At 62.6% G+C, this 24,834-nt stretch carries 24 protein-coding genes; 11 read left to right on the plus strand and 13 right to left on the minus strand.

Translation table 11 applies throughout. The features are described 5' to 3' along the window. Positions 1–4: 4 nt before the first annotated feature. The 5 genes from FJ543_RS01765 to FJ543_RS01785 all read right to left on the minus strand — a co-directional run bounded on the left by FJ543_RS01765 (position 5) and on the right by FJ543_RS01785 (position 3,685). Positions 5–1,096: a methylenetetrahydrofolate reductase gene (locus tag FJ543_RS01765; protein ID WP_015317421.1), complete on the minus strand. Its 1,092-nt coding sequence runs from the start codon at positions 1,094–1,096 to the stop codon at positions 5–7. Then, entirely contained in the window at positions 1,093–1,707 is a 615-nt protein-coding gene (locus FJ543_RS01770) for a methylenetetrahydrofolate reductase C-terminal domain-containing protein (RefSeq protein ID WP_015317422.1), read from the minus strand. Before FJ543_RS01770 ends, FJ543_RS01765 begins: the two co-directional genes overlap by 4 nt. Beyond that, complete coding sequence (locus tag FJ543_RS01775; RefSeq protein ID WP_015317423.1) at positions 1,700–2,002, minus strand: virulence factor; 303 nt, start codon at positions 2,000–2,002, stop codon at positions 1,700–1,702. The genes FJ543_RS01770 and FJ543_RS01775 overlap by 8 nt, the downstream gene beginning before the upstream one ends. Positions 2,003–2,204: 202 nt before the next feature. Continuing rightward, positions 2,205–2,987, minus strand: coding sequence for a formyl transferase (locus FJ543_RS01780; protein ID WP_140873533.1), 783 nt, complete (start codon positions 2,985–2,987; stop codon positions 2,205–2,207). A gap of 122 nt (positions 2,988–3,109) precedes the next feature. After that, positions 3,110–3,685 (minus strand): DUF4893 domain-containing protein, encoded by a 576-nt coding sequence (locus FJ543_RS01785; protein ID WP_015317425.1) that lies wholly within the window; start codon positions 3,683–3,685, stop codon positions 3,110–3,112. 120 nt (positions 3,686–3,805) lie between these two features. Between FJ543_RS01785 and FJ543_RS01790 the strand changes: the two genes are divergently transcribed. Then, positions 3,806–4,726, plus strand: a complete 921-nt coding sequence (locus FJ543_RS01790) for an NAD(P)-dependent oxidoreductase (RefSeq protein WP_140873535.1) — start codon at positions 3,806–3,808, stop codon at positions 4,724–4,726. A 5-nt stretch (positions 4,727–4,731) separates the two neighbouring features. On the opposite strand, the gene FJ543_RS01795 is transcribed toward FJ543_RS01790, so the two are convergent. Next, the gene (locus FJ543_RS01795; RefSeq protein ID WP_140873537.1) at positions 4,732–5,361 is read right to left on the minus strand and encodes a DUF1638 domain-containing protein; all 630 of its coding nucleotides are present in this window, start codon (positions 5,359–5,361) and stop codon (positions 4,732–4,734) included. A gap of 55 nt (positions 5,362–5,416) precedes the next feature. Between FJ543_RS01795 and FJ543_RS01800 the strand changes: the two genes are divergently transcribed. After that, the gene (locus tag FJ543_RS01800) at positions 5,417–5,554 is read left to right on the plus strand and encodes an entericidin A/B family lipoprotein (RefSeq protein ID WP_015317428.1); all 138 of its coding nucleotides are present in this window, start codon (positions 5,417–5,419) and stop codon (positions 5,552–5,554) included. A gap of 79 nt (positions 5,555–5,633) precedes the next feature. Here FJ543_RS01800 and FJ543_RS01805 read toward each other — a convergent pair whose 3' ends face one another. Continuing rightward, entirely contained in the window at positions 5,634–6,332 is a 699-nt protein-coding gene (locus FJ543_RS01805; protein WP_015317429.1) for a B12-binding domain-containing protein, read from the minus strand. A 288-nt stretch (positions 6,333–6,620) separates the two neighbouring features. Between FJ543_RS01805 and FJ543_RS01810 the strand changes: the two genes are divergently transcribed. The 7 genes from FJ543_RS01810 (at position 6,621) to FJ543_RS31375 (ending at position 14,511) form a co-directional block, all read left to right on the plus strand. Continuing rightward, positions 6,621–8,195 (plus strand): trimethylamine methyltransferase family protein, encoded by a 1,575-nt coding sequence (locus FJ543_RS01810; protein ID WP_140873539.1) that lies wholly within the window; start codon positions 6,621–6,623, stop codon positions 8,193–8,195. A 97-nt stretch (positions 8,196–8,292) separates the two neighbouring features. After that, positions 8,293–8,973: a 4Fe-4S dicluster domain-containing protein gene (locus FJ543_RS01815; protein WP_181173896.1), complete on the plus strand. Its 681-nt coding sequence runs from the start codon at positions 8,293–8,295 to the stop codon at positions 8,971–8,973. 106 nt (positions 8,974–9,079) lie between these two features. Then, positions 9,080–9,817: a dienelactone hydrolase family protein gene (locus FJ543_RS01820; protein WP_140873541.1), complete on the plus strand. Its 738-nt coding sequence runs from the start codon at positions 9,080–9,082 to the stop codon at positions 9,815–9,817. A gap of 100 nt (positions 9,818–9,917) precedes the next feature. Then, a complete protein-coding gene (locus tag FJ543_RS01825) occupies positions 9,918–11,096 on the plus strand; it encodes an NAD(P)/FAD-dependent oxidoreductase (protein WP_140874430.1) in 1,179 nt (392 codons plus the stop codon). 120 nt (positions 11,097–11,216) lie between these two features. Next, a complete protein-coding gene (locus tag FJ543_RS01830; protein ID WP_140873543.1) occupies positions 11,217–11,777 on the plus strand; it encodes an RNA polymerase sigma factor in 561 nt (186 codons plus the stop codon). A 2-nt stretch (positions 11,778–11,779) separates the two neighbouring features. Next, complete coding sequence (locus tag FJ543_RS01835) at positions 11,780–13,966, plus strand: VWA domain-containing protein (RefSeq protein ID WP_140873545.1); 2,187 nt, start codon at positions 11,780–11,782, stop codon at positions 13,964–13,966. A 362-nt stretch (positions 13,967–14,328) separates the two neighbouring features. Beyond that, positions 14,329–14,511 (plus strand): hypothetical protein, encoded by a 183-nt coding sequence (locus FJ543_RS31375; RefSeq protein ID WP_224623363.1) that lies wholly within the window; start codon positions 14,329–14,331, stop codon positions 14,509–14,511. 14 nt (positions 14,512–14,525) lie between these two features. On the opposite strand, the gene bmt is transcribed toward FJ543_RS31375, so the two are convergent. Both bmt and FJ543_RS01850 read right to left on the minus strand, forming a co-directional pair. Next, positions 14,526–15,548: a betaine--homocysteine S-methyltransferase gene (gene bmt / locus FJ543_RS01845; RefSeq protein WP_015317437.1), complete on the minus strand. Its 1,023-nt coding sequence runs from the start codon at positions 15,546–15,548 to the stop codon at positions 14,526–14,528. A 139-nt stretch (positions 15,549–15,687) separates the two neighbouring features. Further along, on the minus strand, positions 15,688–16,545 hold the full coding sequence (locus FJ543_RS01850) for a helix-turn-helix transcriptional regulator (RefSeq protein ID WP_140661059.1): 858 nt from the start codon (positions 16,543–16,545) through the stop codon (positions 15,688–15,690). A 229-nt stretch (positions 16,546–16,774) separates the two neighbouring features. Here FJ543_RS01850 and FJ543_RS01855 point away from each other — a divergent pair, with 229 nt between their 5' ends. Together FJ543_RS01855 and FJ543_RS01860 are read left to right on the plus strand one after the other, a co-directional pair. Then, positions 16,775–17,785, plus strand: a complete 1,011-nt coding sequence (locus tag FJ543_RS01855; protein ID WP_181166283.1) for a fatty acid desaturase — start codon at positions 16,775–16,777, stop codon at positions 17,783–17,785. A 94-nt stretch (positions 17,786–17,879) separates the two neighbouring features. After that, positions 17,880–18,707: a PhnD/SsuA/transferrin family substrate-binding protein gene (locus FJ543_RS01860; RefSeq protein WP_140873547.1), complete on the plus strand. Its 828-nt coding sequence runs from the start codon at positions 17,880–17,882 to the stop codon at positions 18,705–18,707. Here the strand turns inward: FJ543_RS01860 and FJ543_RS01865 are convergent. The 4 genes from FJ543_RS01865 to FJ543_RS01880 all read right to left on the minus strand — a co-directional run bounded on the left by FJ543_RS01865 (position 18,672) and on the right by FJ543_RS01880 (position 24,832). After that, entirely contained in the window at positions 18,672–20,027 is a 1,356-nt protein-coding gene (locus FJ543_RS01865; protein WP_140873549.1) for a Xaa-Pro peptidase family protein, read from the minus strand. The genes FJ543_RS01860 and FJ543_RS01865 overlap by 36 nt on opposite strands. Before the next feature lie 7 nt (positions 20,028–20,034). Beyond that, the gene (locus tag FJ543_RS01870; RefSeq protein WP_140873551.1) at positions 20,035–22,605 is read right to left on the minus strand and encodes an FAD-dependent oxidoreductase; all 2,571 of its coding nucleotides are present in this window, start codon (positions 22,603–22,605) and stop codon (positions 20,035–20,037) included. Continuing rightward, on the minus strand, positions 22,602–23,087 hold the full coding sequence (locus FJ543_RS01875; RefSeq protein ID WP_015317443.1) for a DUF559 domain-containing protein: 486 nt from the start codon (positions 23,085–23,087) through the stop codon (positions 22,602–22,604). The genes FJ543_RS01870 and FJ543_RS01875 overlap by 4 nt, the downstream gene beginning before the upstream one ends. A 167-nt stretch (positions 23,088–23,254) precedes the next feature. Continuing rightward, positions 23,255–24,832 (minus strand): trimethylamine methyltransferase family protein, encoded by a 1,578-nt coding sequence (locus tag FJ543_RS01880; RefSeq protein ID WP_140873553.1) that lies wholly within the window; start codon positions 24,830–24,832, stop codon positions 23,255–23,257. Positions 24,833–24,834: the final 2 nt, after the last annotated feature.

Consider the following 24,834-nt stretch of genomic DNA (forward strand, 5'->3'; position numbering starts at 1 on the left):
CAAGTCAATGCGCGGTCTTCACCATGTCCACCTGGGTTTCGGTAATGTCGTCGTGCAGGATGCGGTCCAGCCGGTCGGCGACCATCTGGTCGTCGCGGCGGATCTCGCGTTTCCACGGCTGGCGGCCCTTCAGCACGCCCGATTCATCGACGATCTCGGCGACATATTCCTCCTGGCGATAGGCCATCACATGGATGCCGGAGACACCGGGAATTTCCTTCACCTCGTTGATGATGTCGGTGCAGAGTTGCTTGCCCTCCTTCTTCTGGTCCTGGGCACCCTCCAGCCGCTTGATGATAGCGTCAGGGATATGGATGCCCGGCACGTTGGAGCGGATCCATTTTGCCGTCTTGGCGGAAGCGAGAGGGCCGACGCCACACAGGATGAACACTTTCTCGGTGTGGCCGAGATCACGTGCCTTCTGCATGAAGGTCTTGAACATCGGCACGTCGAAGCAATACTGCGTCTGCACGAATTGCGCGCCGGCGGCGATCTTCTTGCCGAGATGGATCGGGCGAAAGTCGAAAGGCGGCGCGAACGGATTGACGGCAGCGCCCAGGAACAGCTGCGGTGGCGTCGTCAGCTTGCGGCCGGACAGAAACTTGCCGTTGTCTCGCATGATGCGGCAGGTCTCCAACAGCGACATGGAATCGAGGTCGAACACCGGCTTGGCGCCCGGCTGGTCGCCGGCCTGCACGCCGTCGCCGGTCAGGCACAGCATGTTGGCGACGCCCATCGCGGCGCCGCCCAGCACGTCGCCCTGGATGGCGATGCGGTTCTTGTCGCGGCAGGCGATCTGCATGATCGGGGCGTAGCCCATGCGGGTCAGAAGCGCACAGATGCCGACCGACGACATATGGCAATTGGCGCCGGACGCATCGACGGCGTTGATGGCGTCGACCCAGCCGTCGAAGATCTTCGCACGGTTGTAGACATCCTCCGGATCGGCGCTGTCGGGCGGGTTCAGTTCGGTCGTCACCGCAAACTCGCCGCGCCTGAGCACGCGCTCCAGCCGGCCGCGCGAGGTGTGGCCGGGCAGGGGATCGAGCGGCAAATGGATGCCGGCCGGATTTTCGTCGAGCTGGCGGCCGGTCACGCGGAGGCTCCGGTCTTCGCGGCAGCGGCGGCTTCACGGGCTGCCGCGGCCTGCGCGGTCACCCGCAGCCAGGCAGAGGTTTCGCGCAACGACTGGTCGACCGGCTTCTGCACGGTGAGGATCCTGTCGGAGTTGACCATGTTCTGCGAACCTTCCCAGGCCTTGACCCAGACGCAGGGCATGTCGGGTTCGACCTCGCAATTGCCGTTGGCGCGCACGCCGCCGCAAGGGCCGTTGCGCAACTGCTTGGGGCAGTTCATCGGGCAAGACATGCCGGTCGAGGACAGGATGCACTGACCGCACATGCGGCAGTCGAACATGAAGCCTTTTACGCGCTTTTCGACGAACTTGATTGGAGCCTCGACGCGGCCATAGCCGATACCCTTCCACAACGGGTGCAGCAGCAAGAAGGTGTCGGCGAAGCGGGCGTAGAACCATTCGAGCAAGCGCGAATGCCTGATGGACCACAGCCGTATCGCGAAGGAGCGCTGTACGCGCCGCTGCGGCGAGACATCGGCCGGCTTGTAGTCGGACTTCGGCGCCGCCTTCTTGACCTGAGTGGCCTGCGTAATGGCCACGCCTTCCTTGCTGACGGGAGTGGTTTCAGACATTTTCTTTGCCGCCGGCCTTGACCAGAGCGACCAGCCGCTCGCGGTCATATTTCGCGTCGATCTCGTTGAAGGCCTTTTCGACCTCGGCTTCGAGATCGTCACCGACCGGAACTGGATCAGCCTTGCGCCATTCGGCCAGATAGTCGTCCGTGCCGCCGGCGCCGGTGCGCATGGCGCACATATCGATCGCCTCGGTGAAGCGCAACGGCAGTTCGCGCTTGGCGTTCTGCCGGCCCTTCTTGACGATGACCTGGGCAGGAATGTCGCGCCAGTAGACGACGATAAGATCGGCCATGAATTCTCGCTCCTCGATCCCCGAGCATTGCCGCAAGCGCAGTTGGCCCGCTTGTTATGGGACGACGCGCGCGCATTCAAAAGCGACGCATTTGGATGTCGTAAAATGAAAGGTGCGTTTATTCGTTTGCGACCCATGCCGCGACGGGGTCACTGCAGCGGTAATGGCGGCGGAATTTGCGCTGTTCCGGACACTGGATGCGTTACCAAATGCCGGTTCTCAGCCCTGTCCAGACGTAGAACCAGATCGTCGGGTGGTACCACTGCTTCGATGGCAGCCCTGGATCGAACGTTGCAAGTTTTCCGGCCAGCGCGTCGCTGACCGCCTCGACGCAGATGTCGCGCGAAAACGCCGCCTGGCGCAGCGCATAGCTTGAGATGGTGTCACCTTGTTTCGGCTTGCCGCGCACCTGCTTCAGCACGCCACCAGTGTCGACGCCCGCATCGACCAGATGGACGGTGGTGCCGAAATTCTGCGGATCGCCTGAGGTCAACGCCCAATAGCCGCCATTCATGCCGCGATATTTCGGGGTGATGCCGGCATGATAGTTGAGCACCGGACACGGCATTTTGGCCAGCATCTCCCTGGAAATCAGCCGGCAGCCGTTCAGCAGCACGACGCCGGGCTTGATCGTCTCGATTGCCTGCAGACATTCCGGCCCGTTGGCGGATGCCACATGGATGATGACCTGGCCTTGCCGCGGTTCCGTTTCAAGCTTCTCCTCGGCAATCAACCGGGCGGCGTGTTTGACATTAAGCCGTTTGCCGAGCCTGCTCAGCACCATCGTGCCGAGCTGGCCGATGGCAGAGATCCAGCCCTGGCGTCGGGCGCGGCCGCGCAGCAATTGCTTTTTAGATTCAGGGATTTCGAGGACGACGCTGACAGGGCCGACGCGGTCGGCGAGGTCGTTGATCATGGCCCAGACATGCGCGCCGCCACCGGTGACGACCACAATAGGTCGCGGATTTGGTTGCGACGCTGCCATTGATCTTTCCGTGCTCCAAGGACCGGCTGATGTGGCCGGACCTTAGGGCGGGCGGGTTAATCCTTGGTATGCCGGAAGCCTTACCAACCCATGAAGACCCCGGTCAGCGCATGAAGACTTGGTCAGCGCTTGAACTCCATGATGTCGAGCTTCGATTCATAGTAGGGCGCGGGGAACTCGATGCGCCATTCCTTGGCGCTGTTTCGGAAGGCGTAACCAACCTGGTCGGTCTGCGGGCCGCTGCCATAGGGCTTTGCCCGATCGTCGTTGACGGAGCCGGAGCCAAGATAGATCGAGCGCTTGTCGCCGTCGTCGAAGAAGCGGCCCTGGGTGCGCTGAGAACCGCTGATCTTTTCCAGCCGCCAGCCGGAGCCATCATCGGTGACCCTGCATTTGAACCAGCCATAGACAACGAGCGGGCTCAGTCCGCCGACCTTGATCGTGCGGCACCGCCAGTTGCCGGTGAGATCCTTGTCGGAGAAGGCGACCAGCGGCTTGGCCAACAGCGTGTCGAGCTGCTTGAGCTCGGCGGGGTTGGCCGCCTTTGCTTCGGCGAGCGCCGCCTTGCGGGTGTCGCCATATTTGTCGAGCCGCGCCTTATCGGCAGGCGTGATCAGTTTTTGCACTTGTCCGTCGGCAAGGGCGGGCAAAGTACAGCAGAGGAGACCAAGGGCGGCGATCAATGAGCGAAGGATCATCAAAGAATTCCCTGTTTTGTCTGGAACGGCGCTGCCGCCGCCTGGCGCATAACTTACCGGGTCGCTGGCGCCTGTCATCCGTGCTTAACAGCGTCTCGGTCAAAACTCATGGTGTGACGCATGCGAATCTTGCTTACGGGATCGTCGGGTTGGCTGGGCAGCGCGCTGGCGCCACTCCTGCGTGAGCTTGGACATGACGTGACCGGCCTCGATCCCGTTCCATCGGCCGAAACGCGGATCGTCGGTTCGATTGCCGACCGTGACCTCGTCATGAGTGCCGTCGGAGAAAACCGGATAGAGGCCATTATTCACAGCGGCGCGCTGCACAAGCCCAACATAGACAGCCACGCCAACAGCGATTTCATCGCGGCCAACGTGCAAGGCACGCTAAACCTGCTCGACGCGGCGGTGGCGGCCAATGTGCAACGCTTCGTCTTCACGTCAACGACCTCGCTGATGATCTCGCAGGCGATACGCGACGGCTTCAAGGGCGGTGCGCGCAAGGCGGCGTGGCTGACGGAAGCGATGTCGCCCGAGCCGCGCAACATCTATGGCGTCACCAAGCTATCCGCCGAGCATCTCTGCCGTCTCTACCACCTCCAGCACGGGCTGCCGGTGGTGGTGCTGCGCACGGCACGTTTCTTCCCCGAGGCCGACGACATGGCGCATGCCATCGAGCAGTCGGACGCCAACACCAAGGCGAACGAACTGCTGTTTCGGCGGCTGACGGTGGAGGACGCCGCGCAGGCGCATGTCGCGGCCTTGGAGAAGGCACCGGAGCTCGGCTTCGACATCTTCATCGTCTGTGCGCCGACGCCGTTCCAACCCGAAGATTGCGAGGCGTTGATCAAGGACGCACCGTCCGTGGTGGCGCGGTATTTTCCTGAATTTCCCGCTCTCTACGCGAGGAAGGGCTGGACGATGTTTTCCTCGATCGACCGAATCTATGACGCGTCGCGGGCGAGGGACAGGCTGGGTTTTGCTTGCAGGACGAGCTTTGCCGACGTGCTGGCGGCGCTGGCAGCCGAAGACCCGGCCTGAAGCCGTCAGGCGTTCGCGGCCGCCCGCTCCAGGCCTGGCGTCAGGTCGCCAAAACCGGTGGAGCGGCGCTCATAGGCGAGGCCGAGCAGGGCGGCGGCCTTTTCCGCGACCTTGTCGAGCTCCGGATCATCGGTCTGCGCCAGATAGATCAGCTTCTCGTAATTGCCGAAATAGTCGTTGATCAGCTCCGGGTGCTTGTCCAGCCCGAGCGGCTTCATGAAGAAGGCATCGAACTGGCGGCACAGGAAGTCCGTCATGTAGAAGGACATCATGTCGTCGTCGGCGACCTTCGCATAGGCTTCCATGCCTTGATAGAACGCGAAGCAATGCGGGCCGGCCATGCGTTCGACGCCATGCTTCTCCAACACGCGGTCAAGCAGGCCGCCAGTGCCGCAATCGGCATAGCCGACGAAGATATGTTCATAGCCTTCCGCCCTGGCCTTTTCGATCGCCTTCTCCATGGCCGGCGCGATGCGGTCGGGATGGAAATGAAACTCCGCCGGCAAACACGTCAATTCGAGGTGATCCAGCCCGAGCTGTTCCTTGACGGCCAACACCTCGCGCGCAATCATCCCGCAGGCGATGATGAGCAGCCTGTCTGTCTGATTCGGTTTTGTTTTTTTCGTCTTGACCAAGTCGAGCCGGCTTTTCGCTGCGGGGCTAATTTATCTGTCGAGGGAGACACCGTCCATGAAACTGCTACGCATAGCGCCGATGGCTATCCTTGCCTGCGCTCTGGCACTTACGGCCTGCGCCAACACCGTTCGGGGTGTCGGCAAGGATGTCAAATCGACGGCGAGGGCGGTCAAAGACACCGTCGCCAATTGATCGGCGGCCGTCCCTCATCTGGGGACAAAAAAGCCGCGCTGCAAGGCGCGGCTTTTTTTCGTCGCCCTGATGCCTTGGATCAGGCCGAAGCACGCACGTTGTGCTTGCGCTTCATGAAATCCTTGGCGGTCTCGACCGCCACCGCCGCGTCGCGGCAATAAGCGTCGGCGCCGACGGCCTTGCCGAATTCCTCGTTGAGCGGCGCGCCGCCGACCAGCACGACGTAGTCGTCGCGAATGCCCTTTTCCTTCATCGTGTCGATGACGACCTTCATGTAGGGCATGGTGGTGGTGAGCAGTGCCGACATGCCGATGATGTCGGGCTGGTGCTTTTCAATCGCGTCGAGATACTTTTCGACCGCGTTGTTGATGCCGAGATCGATGACGTCGAAGCCAGCACCCTCCATCATCATGCCGACGAGGTTCTTGCCGATGTCGTGGATGTCGCCCTTGACGGTGCCAATCACCATCTTGCCCTGTTTCGGCGCGCCGGTGGCGGCGAGCAGCGGACGCAGGATGAACATGCCGGCCTTCATGGCGTTGGCGGACAAAAGCACTTCCGGCACGAACAGGATGCCGTCGCGAAAATCCTCGCCGACGATACGCATGCCTTCGACCAGCGCTTCGGTAAGCACCTTGTAGGGCGCCCAGCCGCGCTCGAGGAGGATGTTGGTGCCTTCCTCGATCTCTTCCTTCAGCCCGTCATAGAGATCGTCGTGCATCTGCTGCACCAGCTCGTCGTCGGAAAGCTCGGAAAGGATGATCTCGTCGTCGGACATTTTTATCCAGCTCCTCACGGCATCGCGACTGTGTCGCAAGGCACAAAATAATGGTGTTCATACCTAACCCGCAACGGGCGGGTATCCATAGCTGATTTGCGACTTCCCGCAAAAGGAAAGCGACTGGAAAATCTATCGGTTTTCTTGTCGATTTTGCGACAGGCGTTGGCGCGGACGGGCCGTTTCGAATAGGGTGCATGGCTACGATCCGGGCAAAGCCGCGTCATGCGGCCGCAACGGTTACGGACCAGCCATAGTCAGGCGGGCCATATTCAGGGAAGAGCGATCATGAGCGAACACGCGGCAGTCGACCAGGAAGCGTCAAACGTGCGGCGTGGGCGCGGCGCCAGTGGCGGAGCGGCGGCCAGGCGTGCGGCGCGCTCAGGCGGCGGCCCCGGCACCCAGCTCACCTATATCAAGCGCAAGATCAACGTCTACGAGGTGCTGAACGAGGAAGGCCTGGCGCTGATCGAGAAGAACACCGATACGGTGCTGGAAGAGATCGGCATCATTTTTCGCGATGACGCCGAAGCACTGCAGCTCTGGAAAGAGGCCGGCGCCGACGTCAAGGGCGAGCGCGTGCATTTTCCCAAGGGGCTCTGCCGTTCGCTCTTGAAGACCGCGCCGCCCATCTACACCCAGCATGCCCGCAATTCAGAACGCTCGGTGCAGATCGGCGGCAATGCGACGGTGTTCGCGCCGGTCTATGGTCCGCCCTTCGTGCGCGATCTCGACGGCGTCAGGCGCTACGCGACGATCGAGGATTTCCAGAATTTCGTGAAGCTTGCCTATATGGCGCCGTCGATCCACCATTCGGGCGGCACGGTGTGCGAGCCGGTCGACGTGCCGGTCAACAAGCGTCATCTCGACATGGTCTACGCGCACATCAAATATTCCGACAAGCCGTTCATGGGTTCGGTGACCGCACCGGAGCGCGCCGAGGACACGGTGGCGATGGCCAAGCTCGTCTTCGGCGACGACTTCGTCGAGAACAACACGGTGCTGACCAGCCTGATCAACGCCAACTCGCCGATGGTGTTCGACGAGACCATGCTTGGCGCCCTGAAGGTCTATTCGCGTCATAACCAGGCCTGCATCGTCACGCCGTTCATCCTGGCCGGCGCGATGAGCCCGGTGACGGTCGCCGGCACGCTGACGCAGGTCCTGGCCGAAGTGCTGGCCGGCGCCTCGTTCACGCAGCTGATCCGTCCGGGCGCGCCGGTGCTGTTCGGCACCTTCGCCTCGTCGATCTCGATGCAGTCGGGCGCGCCGACCTTCGGCACACCGGAGCCGTCGCTGGTCTCCTATGGCGCTGCCCAACTCGCCCGCCGGCTCGGCTTGCCGTTCCGTACCGGGGGCTCGCTCTGTGCTTCGAAAGTTCCGGACGCACAGGCAGCCTATGAGAGCGCCAACACGCTGAACTCGACCATTCTCGCCGGCACCAATTTCGTCCTGCATTCGGCAGGCTGGCTCGAAGGCGGGCTGGCCTCCTGCTACGAAAAATTCATGATGGATATCGACCAGCTCGGTATGACCCAGAAATTCTCCGAGGGCGTCGACCTGTCGGAAAACGGCCAGGCGATGGACGCTATCCGCCAGGTCGGCCCGGGCAGCCACTATCTCGGCTGCGACCATACCCAGGCCAATTTCCAGACCGCCTTCTACCGCTCGTCGATCGCCGACAACAACTCCTACGAGCAGTGGCTGGCCGAGGGCCAGAAGACCGCACCGCAGCGCGCCAACGATCTGGCGCGGCGCTGGCTGGAGGCTTATGAAGCGCCGCACCTTGATGAAGGCATCGATGAAGCCTTGAAGGATTTCATCGCCAAGAAGAAGGGGTCGATGCCCGACGCCTTCACCTGAAAGGAGCCCGAGTCAGGCGGGGCTAAAGTCGCCAACATCATCCACAAGGAAGTCTGGCGGAGCGCCTTCTCCGATCCGGACAAGAAGGGATGATTGCGTGCGCGGTATGATCGAGGAGATCACGGCCGCGCTTGGCGCCAACGGCCTCATCCTGCGTGGCGGTCTTCTTTTTCCCGATGACGAGGGTGCTCCTGATGGCGCCTCGGGCGCGCCGGCAAAGTCTGTCCTGCTGGTAGGGCAGGCGGGCGCTGCGCCTTGGCCGCATTTCCTGCGCTGGCGGGACCAGCAGCCACAGGCGATCGCCGATCCGCTCGACACCTGGTCGCGGCAGGTCATCGGCGAGGTGGCGCAAGAGTTTGGTGCCCGCGTCGTTTCGCCGTCGGACAAACCTTACCTGCCGTTTCAGCAATGGGCTGTTCGGGCGGAAGGGCTGAGGCCGTCGCCGCTCGGCATCCTCATGCATCCGCAATACGGGCTTTGGCATGCTTATCGCGGCGCGCTGCTGTTCGAGGACGAGATAACGCTTCCGGAATTTCGGGAGACGATCCATCTTTGCGACACCTGCGTCGACAAACCTTGTCTGAAATCCTGTCCGGTCGCCGCTTATTCGACGGATGGTTTCGCCTACCAGGCCTGCCTCGCGCATGTGAGGGGGGCGAATGGCGAGCCGTGCCGGGCCGGTGGTTGTCTTGACCGCAATGCCTGCCCCTATGGCGCGCAGTATCGCTATCCGCCGGAGGTCCAGGCCTTCCACATGGCTGCGTTGGCTGGTCCTTAGCGCATCACGCGATCCCGCACGAAATGTTGACCGCCGGGCTCAGGGAACGCCTTGCCGTGGCGGTTTGCGCGGATATGTATCGCGCATCTGGCAAACGGAGCACGCAATGATGAAGCAGGACCTTCACATCAAGACCCGTGACGGTGTGGCGAAGGCAGGCCTGTTCCGATCGGCCAAGGGTTCTTCAGCCAAGGCTGGCGTCATTCTCTACCAGGACGCCTTCGGTCCGCGCCCGGCGCTTGACCTGATGGCGGAACGGCTGGCGGGCGAGGGCTATGCGGTGCTGGTGCCCGATCTCTTCTACCGCAATGCTCCTTATGGCCCGTTCGACGCCAAGACCGCTTTTGTCGAAGAAAGGACCAGGGCGCCGCTGATGGCGCTGGTCACCGGCACGACGCAGGAAATGACCCTAAGCGACAGCGCCGCCTTTGTCGACGCGCTCGCCGGCGAAGGCGTCACGGGACCGATCGGCACTGTCGGCTATTGCATGGGCGGGGCGCGGGCGCTCAACGCCGCTGCAACCTACCCCGACAGGGTCAAGGCCGCCGCCAGTTTCCATGGCGGCAACCTCGCCAGCGATGCCGCCGACAGCCCGCATCGCAAGGCGGCCTCCATCAAGGCGCGTGTGTATGTCGGCATGGCGGGCGTCGACCGGAGTTTCCCACCGGAGCAGTCGACCAAGCTGGCCGAGGCGCTGAGGACGGCGGGAGTCGACTATCTGCTGGAGAATTATGTCGGCATGGCGCATGGCTGGTGCGTGCCCGACCACAGTGTCTACGACGAAGGGGGAGCCGAGCGTCACTGGAAACGGCTGACGGCGCTGTTTGCCGAGACACTGACCTGAGTCTCGCGCGGCTATTCCCGCCTGTTGGCTGCCCGATCCGTTCGCGGTATCAGGGCGGTCTCGCTGAATGAGCGGGAGCCGCGCGGGAACGATCAACCTGATGCAATCCTATGATGTCGTGATCATCGGCGCCGGCGCCGCCGGAATGATGTGCGCCGTGGAAGCCGCCAAGCGCGGCCGTTCGGTGCTGATCCTCGATCACGCGGCGGCACCCGGCGAAAAGATCCGCATCTCCGGCGGCGGCCGGTGCAATTTCACCAACATCCATGCGAGCCCGAAGAATTTCATATCGAGGAATCCGCATTTCTGCATCTCGGCGCTCAGCCGCTATACGCAGCGCGACTTCATTGCGCTGGTCGAACGCCACGGCATTGCCTATCACGAGAAGACATTGGGGCAGCTGTTCTGCGACGGCTCGGCGCGCCAGATCATCGGTATGCTGGTCTCGGAAATGCGGGGCAGGGGCGCCGAGCTGGTATTGTCGACCCGCGTCGAGGCTATCGGCAGAACCGAGGAAGGGTTTGAACTCGCTCTCTCCACGGGCTCGGTTTCCTGCCAGTCCCTGGTCGTGGCCTGTGGCGGCAAGTCGATCCCCAAGATGGGCGCGACGGGCTTCGGCTACGAGCTTGCCGAACGGTATGGCCTTGCCGTCGTCGAAACACGGCCTGCCCTGGTGCCGTTGACCTTCGACGCAAAAACGCTTGAGCGGCTTTCGCCCCTGGCCGGAAACGCGGTCGACGCCGAGATTGCCTGCGGCAAGACGCGGTTTTCCGAGGCGATGCTGTTCACGCATCGCGGCGTCAGCGGGCCATCCATCCTGCAGATCTCCTCCTATTGGCGCGAGGGCGATGAAATCCGCATCGCCATGCTGCCGGGCACGGATGTGGCTGAGCTCGTCCGCACCGCCAGGCGTGGCAATGGCCGGCAAGCCGTGCAGACCGTGCTGGCAAATCATTTGCCGAAACGGCTGGCACAGGCGATAGCCGAGCGGACCGGGATCGACGGCAACCTCGCCGATCTTTCCGAGACCCAGATCAAAACCGTCGAGGCCGCGGTCAACGACTGGCGCATCAAGCCAGCCGGTTCGGAGGGCTACCGGACGGCCGAAGTGACGCTCGGCGGGGTAGACACCAACGGCCTCGACCAGAAGACGATGCAGGCGAAGCTGGTGCCGGGCCTGTTCTTCATCGGCGAGGTCGTCGACGTCACCGGCTGGCTCGGCGGCTATAATTTCCAATGGGCGTGGTCGTCAGGCTGGGCGGCGGGCCAGGCGTGTTGACATTCAGGTGAGGCCGGCCTGACCTCACTCGGTAAGCCCTGGACGCAAACGCCCAAATCGAGAAAAAATCTTTCGATCACCCCAAGGATTAGCCATTAGCCTTCGTCCAACAGGCAAATGATGGCGATGATGCTGGATGAGAGTGAAGCCTCCGACGTCGAACTGATCGGGCGGGCGAAGGGCGGAGACAGGGGGGCCTTCGGCAAATTGCTGGAGCGTCACTATGACTTCGTCTATCGCGCCGCCTATCGCTGGTGCGGCAGGAAGGCCGATGCCGAAGACATCGCCCAGGAAGTCTGTGTCAGGCTGGGCAAGGCGATCCGGGATTATCGCGGCAGCGGCGCGTTCACGACATGGCTCTACACCATGACGATGAACGCCGCGCGCGACACGATGCGCAAGACCCAGCGCGAGACGGTCAAGACCGAGGCCTATGGCGTCCATGCGCTGATTTCGGGCGAAGGCCCGGCCGAGGGTGAAGACCCCACCGAGGCGTTGTGGGCGGCGGTGCGGCAATTGCCGGACAAGCAGCGCGATGCCGTGATGCTTGTCCATGGCGAAGGCTTGAGCCACGCGGCCGCCGCCGAGGCGATGGCGATCTCGGAGACGACGGTTTCCTGGCACATCCATGAAGCGAAGAAACGGCTGAAGACGTTGATGCGTTCAGCCGGGGAAGTGTGACCATGGTCGACGACAACGAACTCAGAAAGCTGCGCAACGCAGCGGTACCGGCGCCGGACGAGAGCGCGAAGGCACGCGCCTTCGAAGCCGCCCTGCGCGCCTATGATCAGGAAAATATTTCCGCCGTCACCCAAGGATCGGTTGGCGGCCTTCGTCTCACGGAGCGAGCACAAAAGCTCTGGAGCGAGATCATGCAAAAGAAACTCATTGCCACGCCGGCCCTTGCCGGGCTCGTCGCCCTGCCGATCGCTGGATACGCCACCTTCCATTTGCTGAGGGAACAGCCGTCGCCGTTCGGCGGCGACGAGAAGATCACCGAGACGCTGGCCGACAAGCCGGCGACGCAGAAGCCAACCGTCGCCGAGCCGAAACAGGCTCCCACGGCGCTAGAGAAGGACAAGAAGGCAGACTTGGATGTGGAAAGCCGCGACGCCAGCGATGCACTTGCGCCGGCCGCACCGCCGAACTCCGAATCGGATGCCGCCGGTGGCGCAGCACAACCGGGCGCGCCGGTGAGCCCGACTGTATCGTCGAGGTTTGACCTAAAGACCTACAGCGGCAAGGAGGTGGAGTATGGGACTTTGCCAACCTCCAGGCCGGCCCCCGCACCCAGCGGCGAGGTTTCACGGGAGAGTGCCGGCCTCATGCCAAACGCGCCTAATGCCGCGCGGGCCAATCGCGTCCAGGGAGCCGAGCCCAAGCTTATGGCCCCGCAGCAGCCGGCGGCCATCCCGGCCGACCAGATCGCGCCGCAGGAGGAAAACCGCGATCGCGTCCAGGATTTCAAGACCAATCCCGTGCATGCGGCACTGCAAGACCCGGTCTCGACCTTCTCGATCGATGTTGACACCGCGTCCTATTCCTTCGTGCGCGGCTCGCTGAAGCAGGGCTACCTGCCGCAAGCCGACGCGGTCCGCGTCGAGGAGATGATCAATTACTTCCCTTATGACTGGAAGGGGCCGGAATCGGCCTCAACGCCGTTCAACTCGACCGTCAGCGTCATGCCGACGCCGTGGAACGCGCACACCAAGCTGATGCACGTCGCCATCAAGGGTTTCGACATCAAGCCGACCGAGCAGCCGAAGGCCAATCTGGTCTTCCTGATCGACGTGTCGGGCTCGATGGACGAACCGGACAAGCTGCCGCTGCTCAAGTCGGCGTTCCGGCTGCTGGTCAGCAAGCTGAAGGCCGACGACACCATCTCGATCGTCACCTATGCGGGCGATGCCGGCACCGTGCTGATGCCGACAAAGGTTGCCGAGAAGGACAAGATCCTCAATGCCATCGACAATCTGCAGCCCGGTGGCTCGACGGCAGGCGAGGCCGGCATCAGGGAAGCCTACAAGCTTGCCCAGCAGTCCTTCATCAAGGATGGCGTCAACCGAGTGATGCTTGCCACTGACGGCGACTTCAATGTCGGCCAGACCGATGATGACGACCTGAAGCGGCTGATCGAGAGCGAACGCAAGACCGGCGTGTTCCTGTCGGTGTTCGGCTTCGGCCGCGGCAATCTGAACGATGAAATGATGCAGACCATTGCCCAGAACGGCAACGGCACCGCCGCCTATATCGACACGCTGGCCGAGGCCGAGAAGGTGCTGGTCGAAGATGCCTCCTCGACGCTGTTCACCATCGCCAAGGACGTCAAGATCCAGGTCGAGTTCAACCCGGACAAGGTGTCGGAATACCGGCTGATCGGCTACGAGACCCGGGCGCTCAACCGCGAGGATTTCAACAATGACCGCGTCGATGCCGGCGATATCGGCTCGGGCCATTCGGTCACCGCGATCTACGAGGTCACGCCCAAAGGCGGTGGCGGCGAGCAGATCGATCCGCTGCGCTACGGCCAGGCGACAGTCAACAATGGCGGCGTCGCCAATGCGGACGAATATGCCTTCGTCAAGATCCGCTACAAGCTGCCCAACGAGGACGTCTCGAAGCTGATCACCACGCCGGTGACCTCGGCCAACGAGATCGGGTCCTTCGATCAGGCGAGTACCGACCAGCGTTTCTCCGTCGCCGTCGCGGCCTTCGGCCAGAAGCTGCGCGACGAGGATGCGACCGCGAAGTTCGGCTACGACAAGATCGTGGAGATTGCCACTGCCGCCCGAGGAGCCGACCCGTTTGGGTACAGGTCCGAGTTCCTTTCGCTTGTGCGCCTTGCCTCGGCGCTGGGCGGCAACCGGTAGTGGCGATGACGGCCGGTTTCTTTCAGATGATGGGATCGTTCTGATAACCGGCCGACGGGCGGGTGAGGCAGGCCGGCGAGGGATCTTTGCCCTTGCCGGCCTTTTTTCGGATCGGTCGATAATCAGGTGAGACCGGCCTGCAAACAGTGGCTTCCTGCGCTTCCGGTGCTCACGTACTTAGCGCGCAGGATCGTTAAATTGCTCGGCATTTCCGGTACCGGATCGCAATTTCCTCTCGCTACACCGGTCATGTCTAAGGCTTGAGGGAGCCGGAATTGAAAATCACAACCATCGCCAACCCGACTCCGTCGGCACGGGACGCTTCGGCGAGTTTATCAGCCCCGTCAGCCGAATCCAGACGCATGAGCGACGATGTCGCGCAGGCGCGCCACACCGCCATGTCGGCGCTGACCAATGACCGCTTCCGCGTCATGCTGGAGCAGATTTCCGATCCGAGCGCATCCGGTGCGCTGGCAACAATGCGCGGCGACAACGTGGTCGATTTCCAGTCGGCGCAGTCAAGCTACGCCGACAACAGCGAATAACAAAAGAAATCGCCTCAGGCGCGGCTGCGCCGCCGCTCGCGGCGGGCTTCGCTGGTCTCGGCGGTGTTTGCCGTCGCCACTTTGTTGCGCATCGGGCCAATGCGCTCAACGATTTTTTCGACGGTCGGGCGATCCGCCCTGGTGTGGGCGTCGAGCGCCTTGCGCATCGCGGCCAGATGCTGGAACGAGGTGCCGCAGCAGCCACCGATGATCTTGGCTCCGCCATCCACGGCGAGCCGGACATAATCGGCCATCAGTTCCGGCGTGCCGGAATAGTGGATCTCGGTGCCACGGAATTCGGGAATGCCGCAATTGCCCTTGACGATGACAGTCGCCTCCGGCTTGGCCTCGGTCATGTCGAGCAGCGAGGCCAGGATGTCGGAAGCGCCGACGCCACAATTGGCGCCAACCCCGAGCGGCGCTTGCGACAGGCCGTCGGCGACGCCGTGGATGTCTTTCGGCAGCAGGCCCATCATGGTGCGGCCGGCGGTGTCGAACGAGCCGGTATAGGTGTAGGGCAGGCCAACGCGGATGGCGGCTTCGGCCGCCGCGCGGATCTCGTCGGGAGCCGACATCGTCTCGATCCAGGCGACTTCGGCGCCACCTTCCTTGAGACCCTCGATCTGCTCGGCAAAGGCGTCGACCGCTTCGTCATAGGTCATGGCGCCAAGCGGCACCAGCAATTCCCCTGTCGGACCGACCGAGCCGGCGACGATCACCTTGCGGCCGGCCTTGTCGGCGACAGCGCGGGCGATCTCGGCCGCGCGCTTGTTCAGCGCGTGCACGCGGTCCTGCGCATGGTGCAGTTTCAGCCGGTGGCGGGTGCCGCCGAACGAGTTGGTCAGGATGATATCGGCGCCGGCGTCGACGAAATTCTGGTGCAGGCTGGTGATGGTGTCGGGCGCGGTTTCGTTCAGCAGTTCCGGCGCCTCGCCGGCCTCCAGACCCATGGCGAACAAATTGGTGCCCGTGGCGCCATCGGCCAGCAGCACACCCTTTTCAGCCAGCAGCGCGTCGATCGGATTGCTCGTCGTCATCGGATTGGCTTTCGTGTCCTGGAATTCGAACCGTGTCTTGGAATTCGAACATGTCTGGGAATTCGAACATGTCTGGGAATTCGAATAAGGATATAAAGAAGTCTTTATGTCCAGTCAATGAAAATGCGGTGCTGAGCGCTCAGGCAGAGCCTGATGCGAACGACATGCCGGCCAGGTTGCGCGCGAAGGCGGCCGCTTCGTGCGGATTGATGTCGGCGGCGCGGATCAGATTGTCGAAATGTTGGGTCAGGGCCTGGACCGGCTGGGTGGCGTTCAGCACCACATACATGTCGCCGACATAGATCGCCGCGCGATAGGGGCCGAATATGGTCAGCGGGATCGAATAGCGCATGCGGCCATCATAAAGGAACAGGCGGAAGGTTGGGTAGAGGTCGTCGAGCAGCGTCGCCATATGGGCAAGCTGCTGCTGGCGGTCGGCCGCCGGGAAACGGTCCCACACACCGAGGCCGCGGGCGAAAATCTCCAGCGTGTGGCGCGGCATGCAGACTTCCATGTCGGTTTCCGGCCGCCGGTTGTACTCGATGCGGTATTGCGTTTCGCTGGCCTGCGCCAGTCGGCTCCTGTTGGTGATGTTGGCTTCGTAGTCGACGAGCGCGTGGGTGCGCAGGAGATCGGGAATGCCAGCCGGCACATAGCGGATCTTGGTGCCCGCCGCTTCCGCGAACCATTTGGCGAGCAGCGTGCGGTCGAAACCGTCGGGCGCTTCCTCGATCTCCAGGCTCTCGCGGATTTCGCCGGTCACGCCCTCGTCCTGGCTAAGACCAAGCAGCCAGTCTAGCGACACTTTGAATTCGGCGGCGATGTTGAGCAAGGTTTCGGCGCGCGGCAGGCGGGTCGAGGCACCTGACATCAGTTGCGACAGCGCCGACCTGTCGATGCCGACTGCTGACGCGAAAGCCGATTGGTTGAGGTCGGAGCGTGTCAGGAGGAGCTTCAGACGCTCCCGGAAGATTGCCGACAGGTCGCGCTTGTCCATCATCTCACTCCTTGGACCGGGAGGAAAATTTTTCGCCGAAGCGGTCGAAGAAGCGCTTCAGGCGTAAACGAATCCCTAAGACTGTTTACAATGTATAACATATGCAGCCAAGAATGCGCAGACGCAACATTTTGTGCACTTTGTCGCGTTGAGTGGAATCATATCTCCTGACACAATGCTGTCAGGAACCAGTTGGGGTTCCGGCGACTGAGGGACAGTGGTCGATAGCATGACTGGCAAGAGCATCCGTCGAAGCAGCAGATCGGCCATCGAATGGCCGACCGTGGTTCTCGCTTTCTTCTGCTACGGCACATGGTTGGCCGCCGGCTTCTTCCTCTGGCCGTCATATCCCATAGCTGCACTGATCGTCATGGCCGTCACGCTGGCTTTGCAATCCTCTATCATGCACGAGGTGCTGCACGGTCACCCGACCCGCAACGGCCTCGTCAATGAAGCTTTCGTCTTCCTGCCGATCGGCCTTGCCTGGCCGTTCCGCCGTTTCAAGACCATTCACCTGCGCCACCATGCGGACGAGCGGCTGACCGATCCGCTCGACGATCCCGAGAGCTATTACCAGGCGCTCTGGATGCACGAAGAAATGCCGCCGCTGATGAAATTCGTGCTGAAGGTCAACAACACCATGGCCGGTCGCCTCGTCCTGGGGCCATGGCTGTCCTGCATCGGCTTCTTCATCGATGACGCCAAGCACGTGATTGCCGGAGACAAGGCGATCCGCAAGGCCTGGCTGCTGCATGCGATAGGCCTTGCCGTGGTGCTGCCGGTCGTGCAGTTCGGCTTCGGCATGCCGGTTTGGCTCTATGTGCTGGTGCCGGTCTGGCTCGGCCAGTCGCTGATCTCGATCCGCACCTATGCCGAGCACCAGTGGTCGGAGCATCCGGAAGGCCGCACGGTGATTGTCGAGCGCTCACCGCTGTCGTTCCTGTTCCTCAACAACAATCTGCACTTCGTCCATCACAAGAGCCCGACCATCGCCTGGTACCGGCTGCCGAAGCTGTTTCGTGACCGGCGTGAGGAATGGCTGCGGATGAACAATGGCTATGCCTATCCGAACTATTTCGCGCTGCTCAGATCCTATGCCTTCAAGGCCAAGGAGCCGATCGTGCATCCGGTTCTGCGGCGCGCGCCCGAGCCGGGCAGGGCGTTCAAGCCGCGCGTCAGGGCGCGCAGCATCAGTGGGCTTGGCAGCGCGCCGGTTCCCGCCGAACCGCCCAAGGAATAGTATCCGCGTGTAGCGTGGATAGCGTGTCGGCCAATTCTGATTGGGCGCCGCGTTTTTGCGATCCTTTGTCCCGGCATGGTGGTTTGATATCGGCATGAGCGAATTGATTGCGGCGTTGCCGATGTATGACTGGCCGGAGGCGCGCGACGAGGTCGACGCGCAATGGGCGTCGTTGCGCGATTCATTCCGGCGAAGGGGCATCGATGCGCCGCAATCCATCGTGCGCCGCAATGGCGACCTGCCGCCGGTGCCGGGCGGCATTCGGGACGGTGAAGGTAAACTCGTCGCGCCCGATCCGGTGACGCTGCCGCCGGACGAACTCGATTTCCACAAGCTCTGGATGCATCCGGCGCTGCTGTTCGCGCAGACCTGCTGGGGGCCGATGGAACTCGGTCTGTCCCGGCATGTGCAGGTGGTCGGTCAGCCAAGCTATGACGCTTATGAAGGCGGGCAGGGCGAACTTTATTCGAGCGCGCTGGTGATGCGGTCGGGCGAGGGGCCGGAGGTTCGGTCGCCCACTGATGGCAAGGCCTTGCTGCCGCTCGATCTCATCCGGGGCAGGCGCTTCACCTTCAACAGCCTCGATTCCATGTCGGGCATCATCGCGCTGACACGCGACCTGAAAGCGGCCGGCGAAAAGCTGGACATATTTTCATCGTACAGCGAAAGCGGCGGCCATCGCGACTCGATCGTGGCGGTTGCGGAAGGCAAAGCGGATGTCGCCGCGATCGATTGCGAAAGCTGGGCGCTGGCACGGCGTTTCGAGCCGGCGGCGCGCAAGATCGTGATCGTCGGCTGGACGGCGCGACGCAAAGGCTTGCCCTACATCACCGCCAGGACGACGCCGGAAAAGACCGTGCGCGCGATGCGCGAAGCGCTTGCCGGGCTAGCCGAGCAGCCTCGAATCCAACGGGTAGGTTGAAAGCTTTTCGTTGCCGGTGTCGGTGATCAGGATCTGTTCCTCGATCTTGACACCCTCACGCCCGCCAAGCCGGCCGATATAGCTTTCGACGCACAGCACCATGCCCGGTTCGAGCATGCCGTCGGGCGTGTCCGGCGTCCAGTCGCTGGCATGCGGCAAGGTCGGATATTCGTCGGCCAGGCCGACGCCGTGGTAGAGTACGCCGTAGCGAGTTGGGAAGCAGTCTCCGGGCGGTACAGCCGAGCGTTCGACCAGTTCGTGAAACGAGACGCCGGGCTGCATCAAAGCGGCGTTGTACTGGATCTGGTCGGCGGCGATGCGGAACAGGTCGCGCTGTTCGTTGGTCGGCTTTGTATCGCCACAGAGCCAGGTGCGCGAGAGATCGGCGCAGAAGCCGTAGGGGCCGATCAAATCGGTATCGAAGGCGACGAGATCGCCCGCCTCCATGATCCGCGACGAGCATTCCTGGAACCACGGATTGGTGCGCGGTCCCGACGTCAGCAGCCGCGTCTCGATCCATTCGCCGCCGCGCGCGATGTTGCCGCGATGGAGTTGCGCCCACAATTCGTTTTCGGAGATACCAGGCTTGAGCGCCTGTTCCATCTCGCCCATCGCCGCCTCGCAAGCGACGATGGCGCGGCGCATGGCAAGGATTTCATCCGGCGATTTGATCAGCCGCGCGTTTTCCATAACCGCCTCGCCATTGCCGATGGAAATGCCGAGGCGGTGGAGTTCTTCAACGCCTTCCGGGTTGATGTGATCGACGGCGATGCGGTTGTTGCCGCCGCCATGCTCCCTGATCAAATCGGCGATACCGGCGGCCCAACGGCGGACTTTCTGCTTGGTCAGCTCGCCGCCATAAAGATACATCCACGACACGGCCGGCCGAACTTCGTCGACGATGCCGGAATGATCGGACAGGTGCTCGCAGGAAAAGTAGTCGAACAGCACCACCGGACCCTCGGTGGCGACGAAGCAATGCCGCGTCGGATTGTGCGCGACCCAGAGCTGCATGTTGGTCGAGTCGGTCGCATAGCGGATGTTGACAGGATCATAGAGCAAGGCGCCGGCGTAGCCGCGGCGCTTCAGCTCGGCGCGGATGCGCTCGAGCCGGTATTTTCGCATTGTCGGCAGGTCGGGCGCGCTAACACCCGCCGCCGCCCATTCCGCTTCGGCTTGCGCGCCATAGCCCAGCACATGCTGGTTGAGCGAAGCCGCCTTCTCGCGGGAGGCGTCGCGCAGCGCCTCGATCGAGCCTGATACAAACGGCATGATCTTGCGGTGTCGGCCGAAGCTTCCCTTTGGCGCCCCGCTGTCCATCCCGTCCTCAGGTCCGCATCTTCTCGCCGCTTGGGTCGAAGGGTGCCTCGACATTGATGCGGGCCGGACGCCGAGACCCAAGAATCTCGATCTCGAACAGCCCCGCGCTTTCATCCTCGGCAAGGGCGGCCGGCACATAGCCTTGCGCCATCGACTTTTGCACGTAGTGCGCATAGCCGCCCGACGTCACCCAGCCGACCACGCGCCAGTCGCCGTCGACGATGCCGCGCACGGCCGACGCACCTTCGGCGGCCTTCGAGCCACGTATTTCCTTGCCTGACGTGTCGAAGCGCGGCGCGCCGTAGCCATGCGGCTTTTCAACCGTGCCATAATCCTTGTCGACCTTGGCCCAGATCGGCTCGTCGCCCATCACGTCGGCATCGGCGGCGTCGACGATGAAGGAGACGCGGCGCAGTTTCGGCCCTTGCGCCTGTTCCTTGGCGGCCGCTTCACGGCCGATGAAGTCGTTCTTCTCGAGCTTGATGAAGCGGTCCATGGAGCCTTCGAACGGCCCGTAGATCGGCCGCAACTCGCGGAACCAGGTCGGGAAATTCTTTTCCAGGCGCATCGACAGCAAGGCGCGCATGCCGAAATCGACGATCCCGAATTCCTCGCCAGCGTCCTTGATCGCCTTGTAGACTAGGCGCTCATAGGCTGGCGCCATCCAGATCTCGTAGCCGAGGTCACCGGTATAGGTGATGCGGTTGACCAGGCAGGGCGCGCCGCCGACCGCCATCTCGCGGAAATCCATAAAGCGGAAAGCCTTGGTCGAGATGTCGACGTCGACCAGCTTCTGCAGCAAATCACGCGAACTCGGTCCGGCGATCGACAGGCCGACAAGTGTCTGGTCGAAACGGTGGATGCGCACCGAACCATCCTTGGGCAGGTGCTTTTCGAACCAGCGCATGTGGTATTTCTGCGCTGCCGACGAGCCCCAGATCATGAAGCGGTCTTCACCGGCCTTGGCGATGGTAAAGTCGCCGATCAGCTTGCCGAACTCGTTGATCATCGGTGTCAGCACGATGCGGCCGGTCTTCGGCATGCGGTTGGTCATCAGCCGGTTGAGGAACTCTTCCGCGCCCGGCCCCGACACTTCGTATTTGGCGAAGTTGGCGATCTCGGTGACGCCGACGCGCTCGCGCGTGGCGCGCACTTCCTCACCGATCGGTCCAAAGTCGTTGGAGCGGTGGAAGGAGACGACGTCTTTCGGCTCGCTGCCCTTAGGCGCGAACCAGAGCGGGGTTTCGAGACCCCAAGAGTCGCCCATCACGGCATTGTTGGCGAGCATGGTGTCGTAGAGCGGCGTCGTCTGCGCCGGGCGGGCAGCCGGCAATTCCTCGTTGGGGAAGCGGATCGAGAAGCGGCGCGAATAGTTTTCGCGCACCTTGGCGTTGGTGTAGCGCAGCCCAGCCCATTCGCCGAAGCGGGCGACATCCATGCCCCAGACGTCGAAGCCCGGATCGCCATGCACCATCCAGTTGGACAACGCCAGGCCGACGCCGCCGCCCTGGCTGAAGCCGGCCATGACGGCGCAGGCGCACCAGAAATTGGTCAGGCCCTGGACCGGGCCGACCAGCGGATTGCCGTCGAGCGCGAAGGTGAAGGGGCCGTTGATGATCTGCTTGATGCCGGCCTTTTCGATGCCGGGGAAATGCTTGAAGCCGATTTCCAGCGACGGCGCGATGCGGTCGAGATCGGGCGGCAGCAGTTCATGGCCGAAGTCCCACGGCGTGTTGACCGGCGACCACGGCTTGCAGGCCTTTTCATAGGTGCCGAGCAGGATGCCGTTGCGCTCCTGGCGGGTGTAGATCTCGCCCTTGAAGTCGAGCACACCGATCATTTCGCGGCCGGTCGACTTGTTGAACTCCTCGACCTCCGGCATCGGCTCGGTCAAGAGATACATGTGCTCCATGGCCAGCACCGGCAGCTCGACGCCGACCATGCGGCCGATCTCGCGCGCCCACAGGCCGCCGCAGTTGACGACATGTTCGGCGTGAACCGTGCCTTGTTCGGTGACGACGTTCCAGGTGCCGTCCGGCTGCTGTGTCAGGTCGACGACGCGGTTGCGCAGCACGATTTCGGCGCCGAGTTTTTTGGCCGCCTTGGAATAGGCAATGGTGGTCCCGGAGGGGTCGAGATGGCCTTCGACCGGATCCCACATGGCGCCGACGAAATTGGTCTCGTCCATCAGCGGGAACATCGCCTTGGCCTCGGACGGCGTGATCAGTTCGGTGTCCATGCCGAGATAGCGGCCCTTGGCGTGGGCAAGGCGCAGGAAGTCCATGCGCTCGGGCGTATCGGCCAACATCACGCCGCCGGTCAGGTGCAGCGAGCAGGACTGGCCCGAAATCTCCTCGATCTCCTTGTAAAGCTGGACCGTATAGGCCTGCAGCTTGGCGACGTTCGGATCGCCGTTCAGCGTGTGGAAGCCGCCGGCCGCATGCCAGGACGAGCCGGAGGTGAGCTCCGAGCGCTCGATCAGCATGATGTCGGTCCAGCCGGCCTTGGCCAGGTGGTAGAGCACCGAGCAGCCGACGACACCGCCGCCAATGACAACCGCTTTTGCATGGGATTTCATGAGGATAGTTCCGTTTTTGAAGAGATTGAATCGGAGGAATGGGACACGAAGACAAAGCGGAGGTCGGATACAGCGATGTTTTCGATCAGCTTGCCGTCAAGCGCGGCAAGGATGGTTTCACAGACGGAAGTGCGATGTTTCACGACGTCATGGCTCCAAAGGCGCAGGATCGAATAGCCCTGAGCGCGCATGAAGTCGTCGCGGCGGCGGTCATAGGGACTGTCCGCATGCTGGTGTCCGTCGACTTCGACAACAAGCCATTTTTCGCGGCAGGCGAAGTCAGCGTAGTAGGGTTCGATAGAGAACTGTCGCGTGAACTTGTAGCCGCCAAGCTTGCGGGCTTTTAGTTCGAGCCAAAGCAGTGCTTCCGCTTGATTGTCGCCTTGCCTGAGTTTTCTGGCTCTTTGGGTTGTGCCTGTTTTTCGGCGACTGCGCGTTTGAGGAGCGCCTTCCCCCACTCCGTCGCTGCTTCGCAGCGCCACCTCTCCCCCCTCCGGAGGGAGAGGAAGGGAGCCAACTGGGCTAGGCTCGCGCTTTTCCTCTCCCCCGTCGATCGGGGGAGAGGTGTCGAGCGAAGCTCGACGGAGTGGGGGTCGACTATTCATCGAATCCATACGAATGATCGGCTCATCAAAACGAACACTGCCGCTCAAAAATCGGTCGGCGCGCCGCCTTCGGCTGTGCGCTTCGCAACAAAGGCGTTGAGCTCCTCACGGATGGCGGGATCCATGTAAGGTTCGTCATAGGACGCCAGCCGCTCCTTCCACACCTTGTTGGCCTTTTCCATTGCCGTTGGCGAGCCGGCTTCCGCCCAGGTCTCGAAATTGCGCCAGTCCGAAAGGATGGGCGAATAAAACGCGGTCTTGTAGCGGTCCTGCGTGTGCTGGGTGCCGAAGAAGTGGCCGCCGGGGCCGACCGACTGGATGGCGTCGAAGCCGAGCGCTTCATCGGAAAGGTCAAGCGGGGTCAGGAATTCGGCCACCATCTGCAACAGGTCGATATCCAGAATGGTCTTCTCGTAGGAGCAGCGCAGGCCGCCTTCCAGCCAGCCGGCCGCATGCATCATCAGGTTGCCGCCGCCCTGCACCGCGCCCCACAGAGAGAACACGCTTTCATAGGCTGCCTGCGCGTCGACGGTGTTGGCGGCGCAGGTGTTGGAGGTGCGGTAGGGGATATTGTAGCGGCGGGCGAGCTGGCCCCCGACGAGCTGTGCCTTCATGTATTCGGGCGTGCCGAAGGCCGGCGAACCGGACTTCATGTCGACGTTAGAGGTGAAGCCGCCATAGCCGACCGGCGCGCCCTTCCTGACCATCTGGGCGAAGGCAATGCCGGACAGCGCCTCGGCATTCTGCTGCACCAGCGCGCCGGCGATGGTGACGGGCGCCATGGCGCCCGAGAGGGTGAAGGGCGTGACGATGACGACCTGGCCCTTGCTCGACATCTGGATGATGCCTTCCATCATCGGCACGTCGAGCTTGAGCGGCGAATTGGTGTTGATGATGGTGAAGACGGACGGTTCCGCGAGCAATTGCTCATGGCTGATGCCGCGCGCCATGCGGGTGATCTCGATGCCGTCGACATTGCGCTCCTTGCCGAGCGAATAGATGTGGAACACCTTGTCCGTCAGCGTGGCGAGGTCGCGGATGCATTCGAGATGGCGCACCGACGGGTGGATGTCAGTCGGCTCGACCGGATAGCCGCCCGTGCAATTCAGGATGTTGTGCATCTGCGCCAGCCGCAGGAAATTGCGATAATCCTGCTGGTTGCCGGGCCGGCGGCCACGATCGATGTCGGAGCAATTGGGCGCCGAGGCCATCATCGAGATGATCAGATTGTCACCGCCAAAGCGCACATTGTGCTCGGGGTTGCGGGCATGGATGGTGAATTCGGACGGGCAGTTCGACACCAGCTCCAGGATCATGTCGCTGTCGAAGCGCACGCGCTCCGAGCCCTCGCGTACGTCGGCGCCATGAGCCTTCATGATGCTGCGGGCTTCGTCGTGCAGGACGTCTACGCCAATCTCGCGCAACACCCGCAAGGAGGCGAGGTGGATCGATTCCAGCTCGTCCTCGGACACCAGCTTGGTCGGCGTCAGCGGATTTTTCAGTTGGCGGAAAGCCGGCTGCTCGAACGCGGCCGAGCCACCGGCGCGCTTGCCGGCGCGACCGCCGCGGCGGGCACGGTCGGGCGCCAATGCCGGTTCTGAGGGTTGTAGGACGGCGGTCATGA

It is taken from the genome of Mesorhizobium sp. B2-5-7, assembly GCF_006440875.1.
GTDB lineage: Bacteria > Pseudomonadota > Alphaproteobacteria > Rhizobiales > Rhizobiaceae > Mesorhizobium > Mesorhizobium australicum.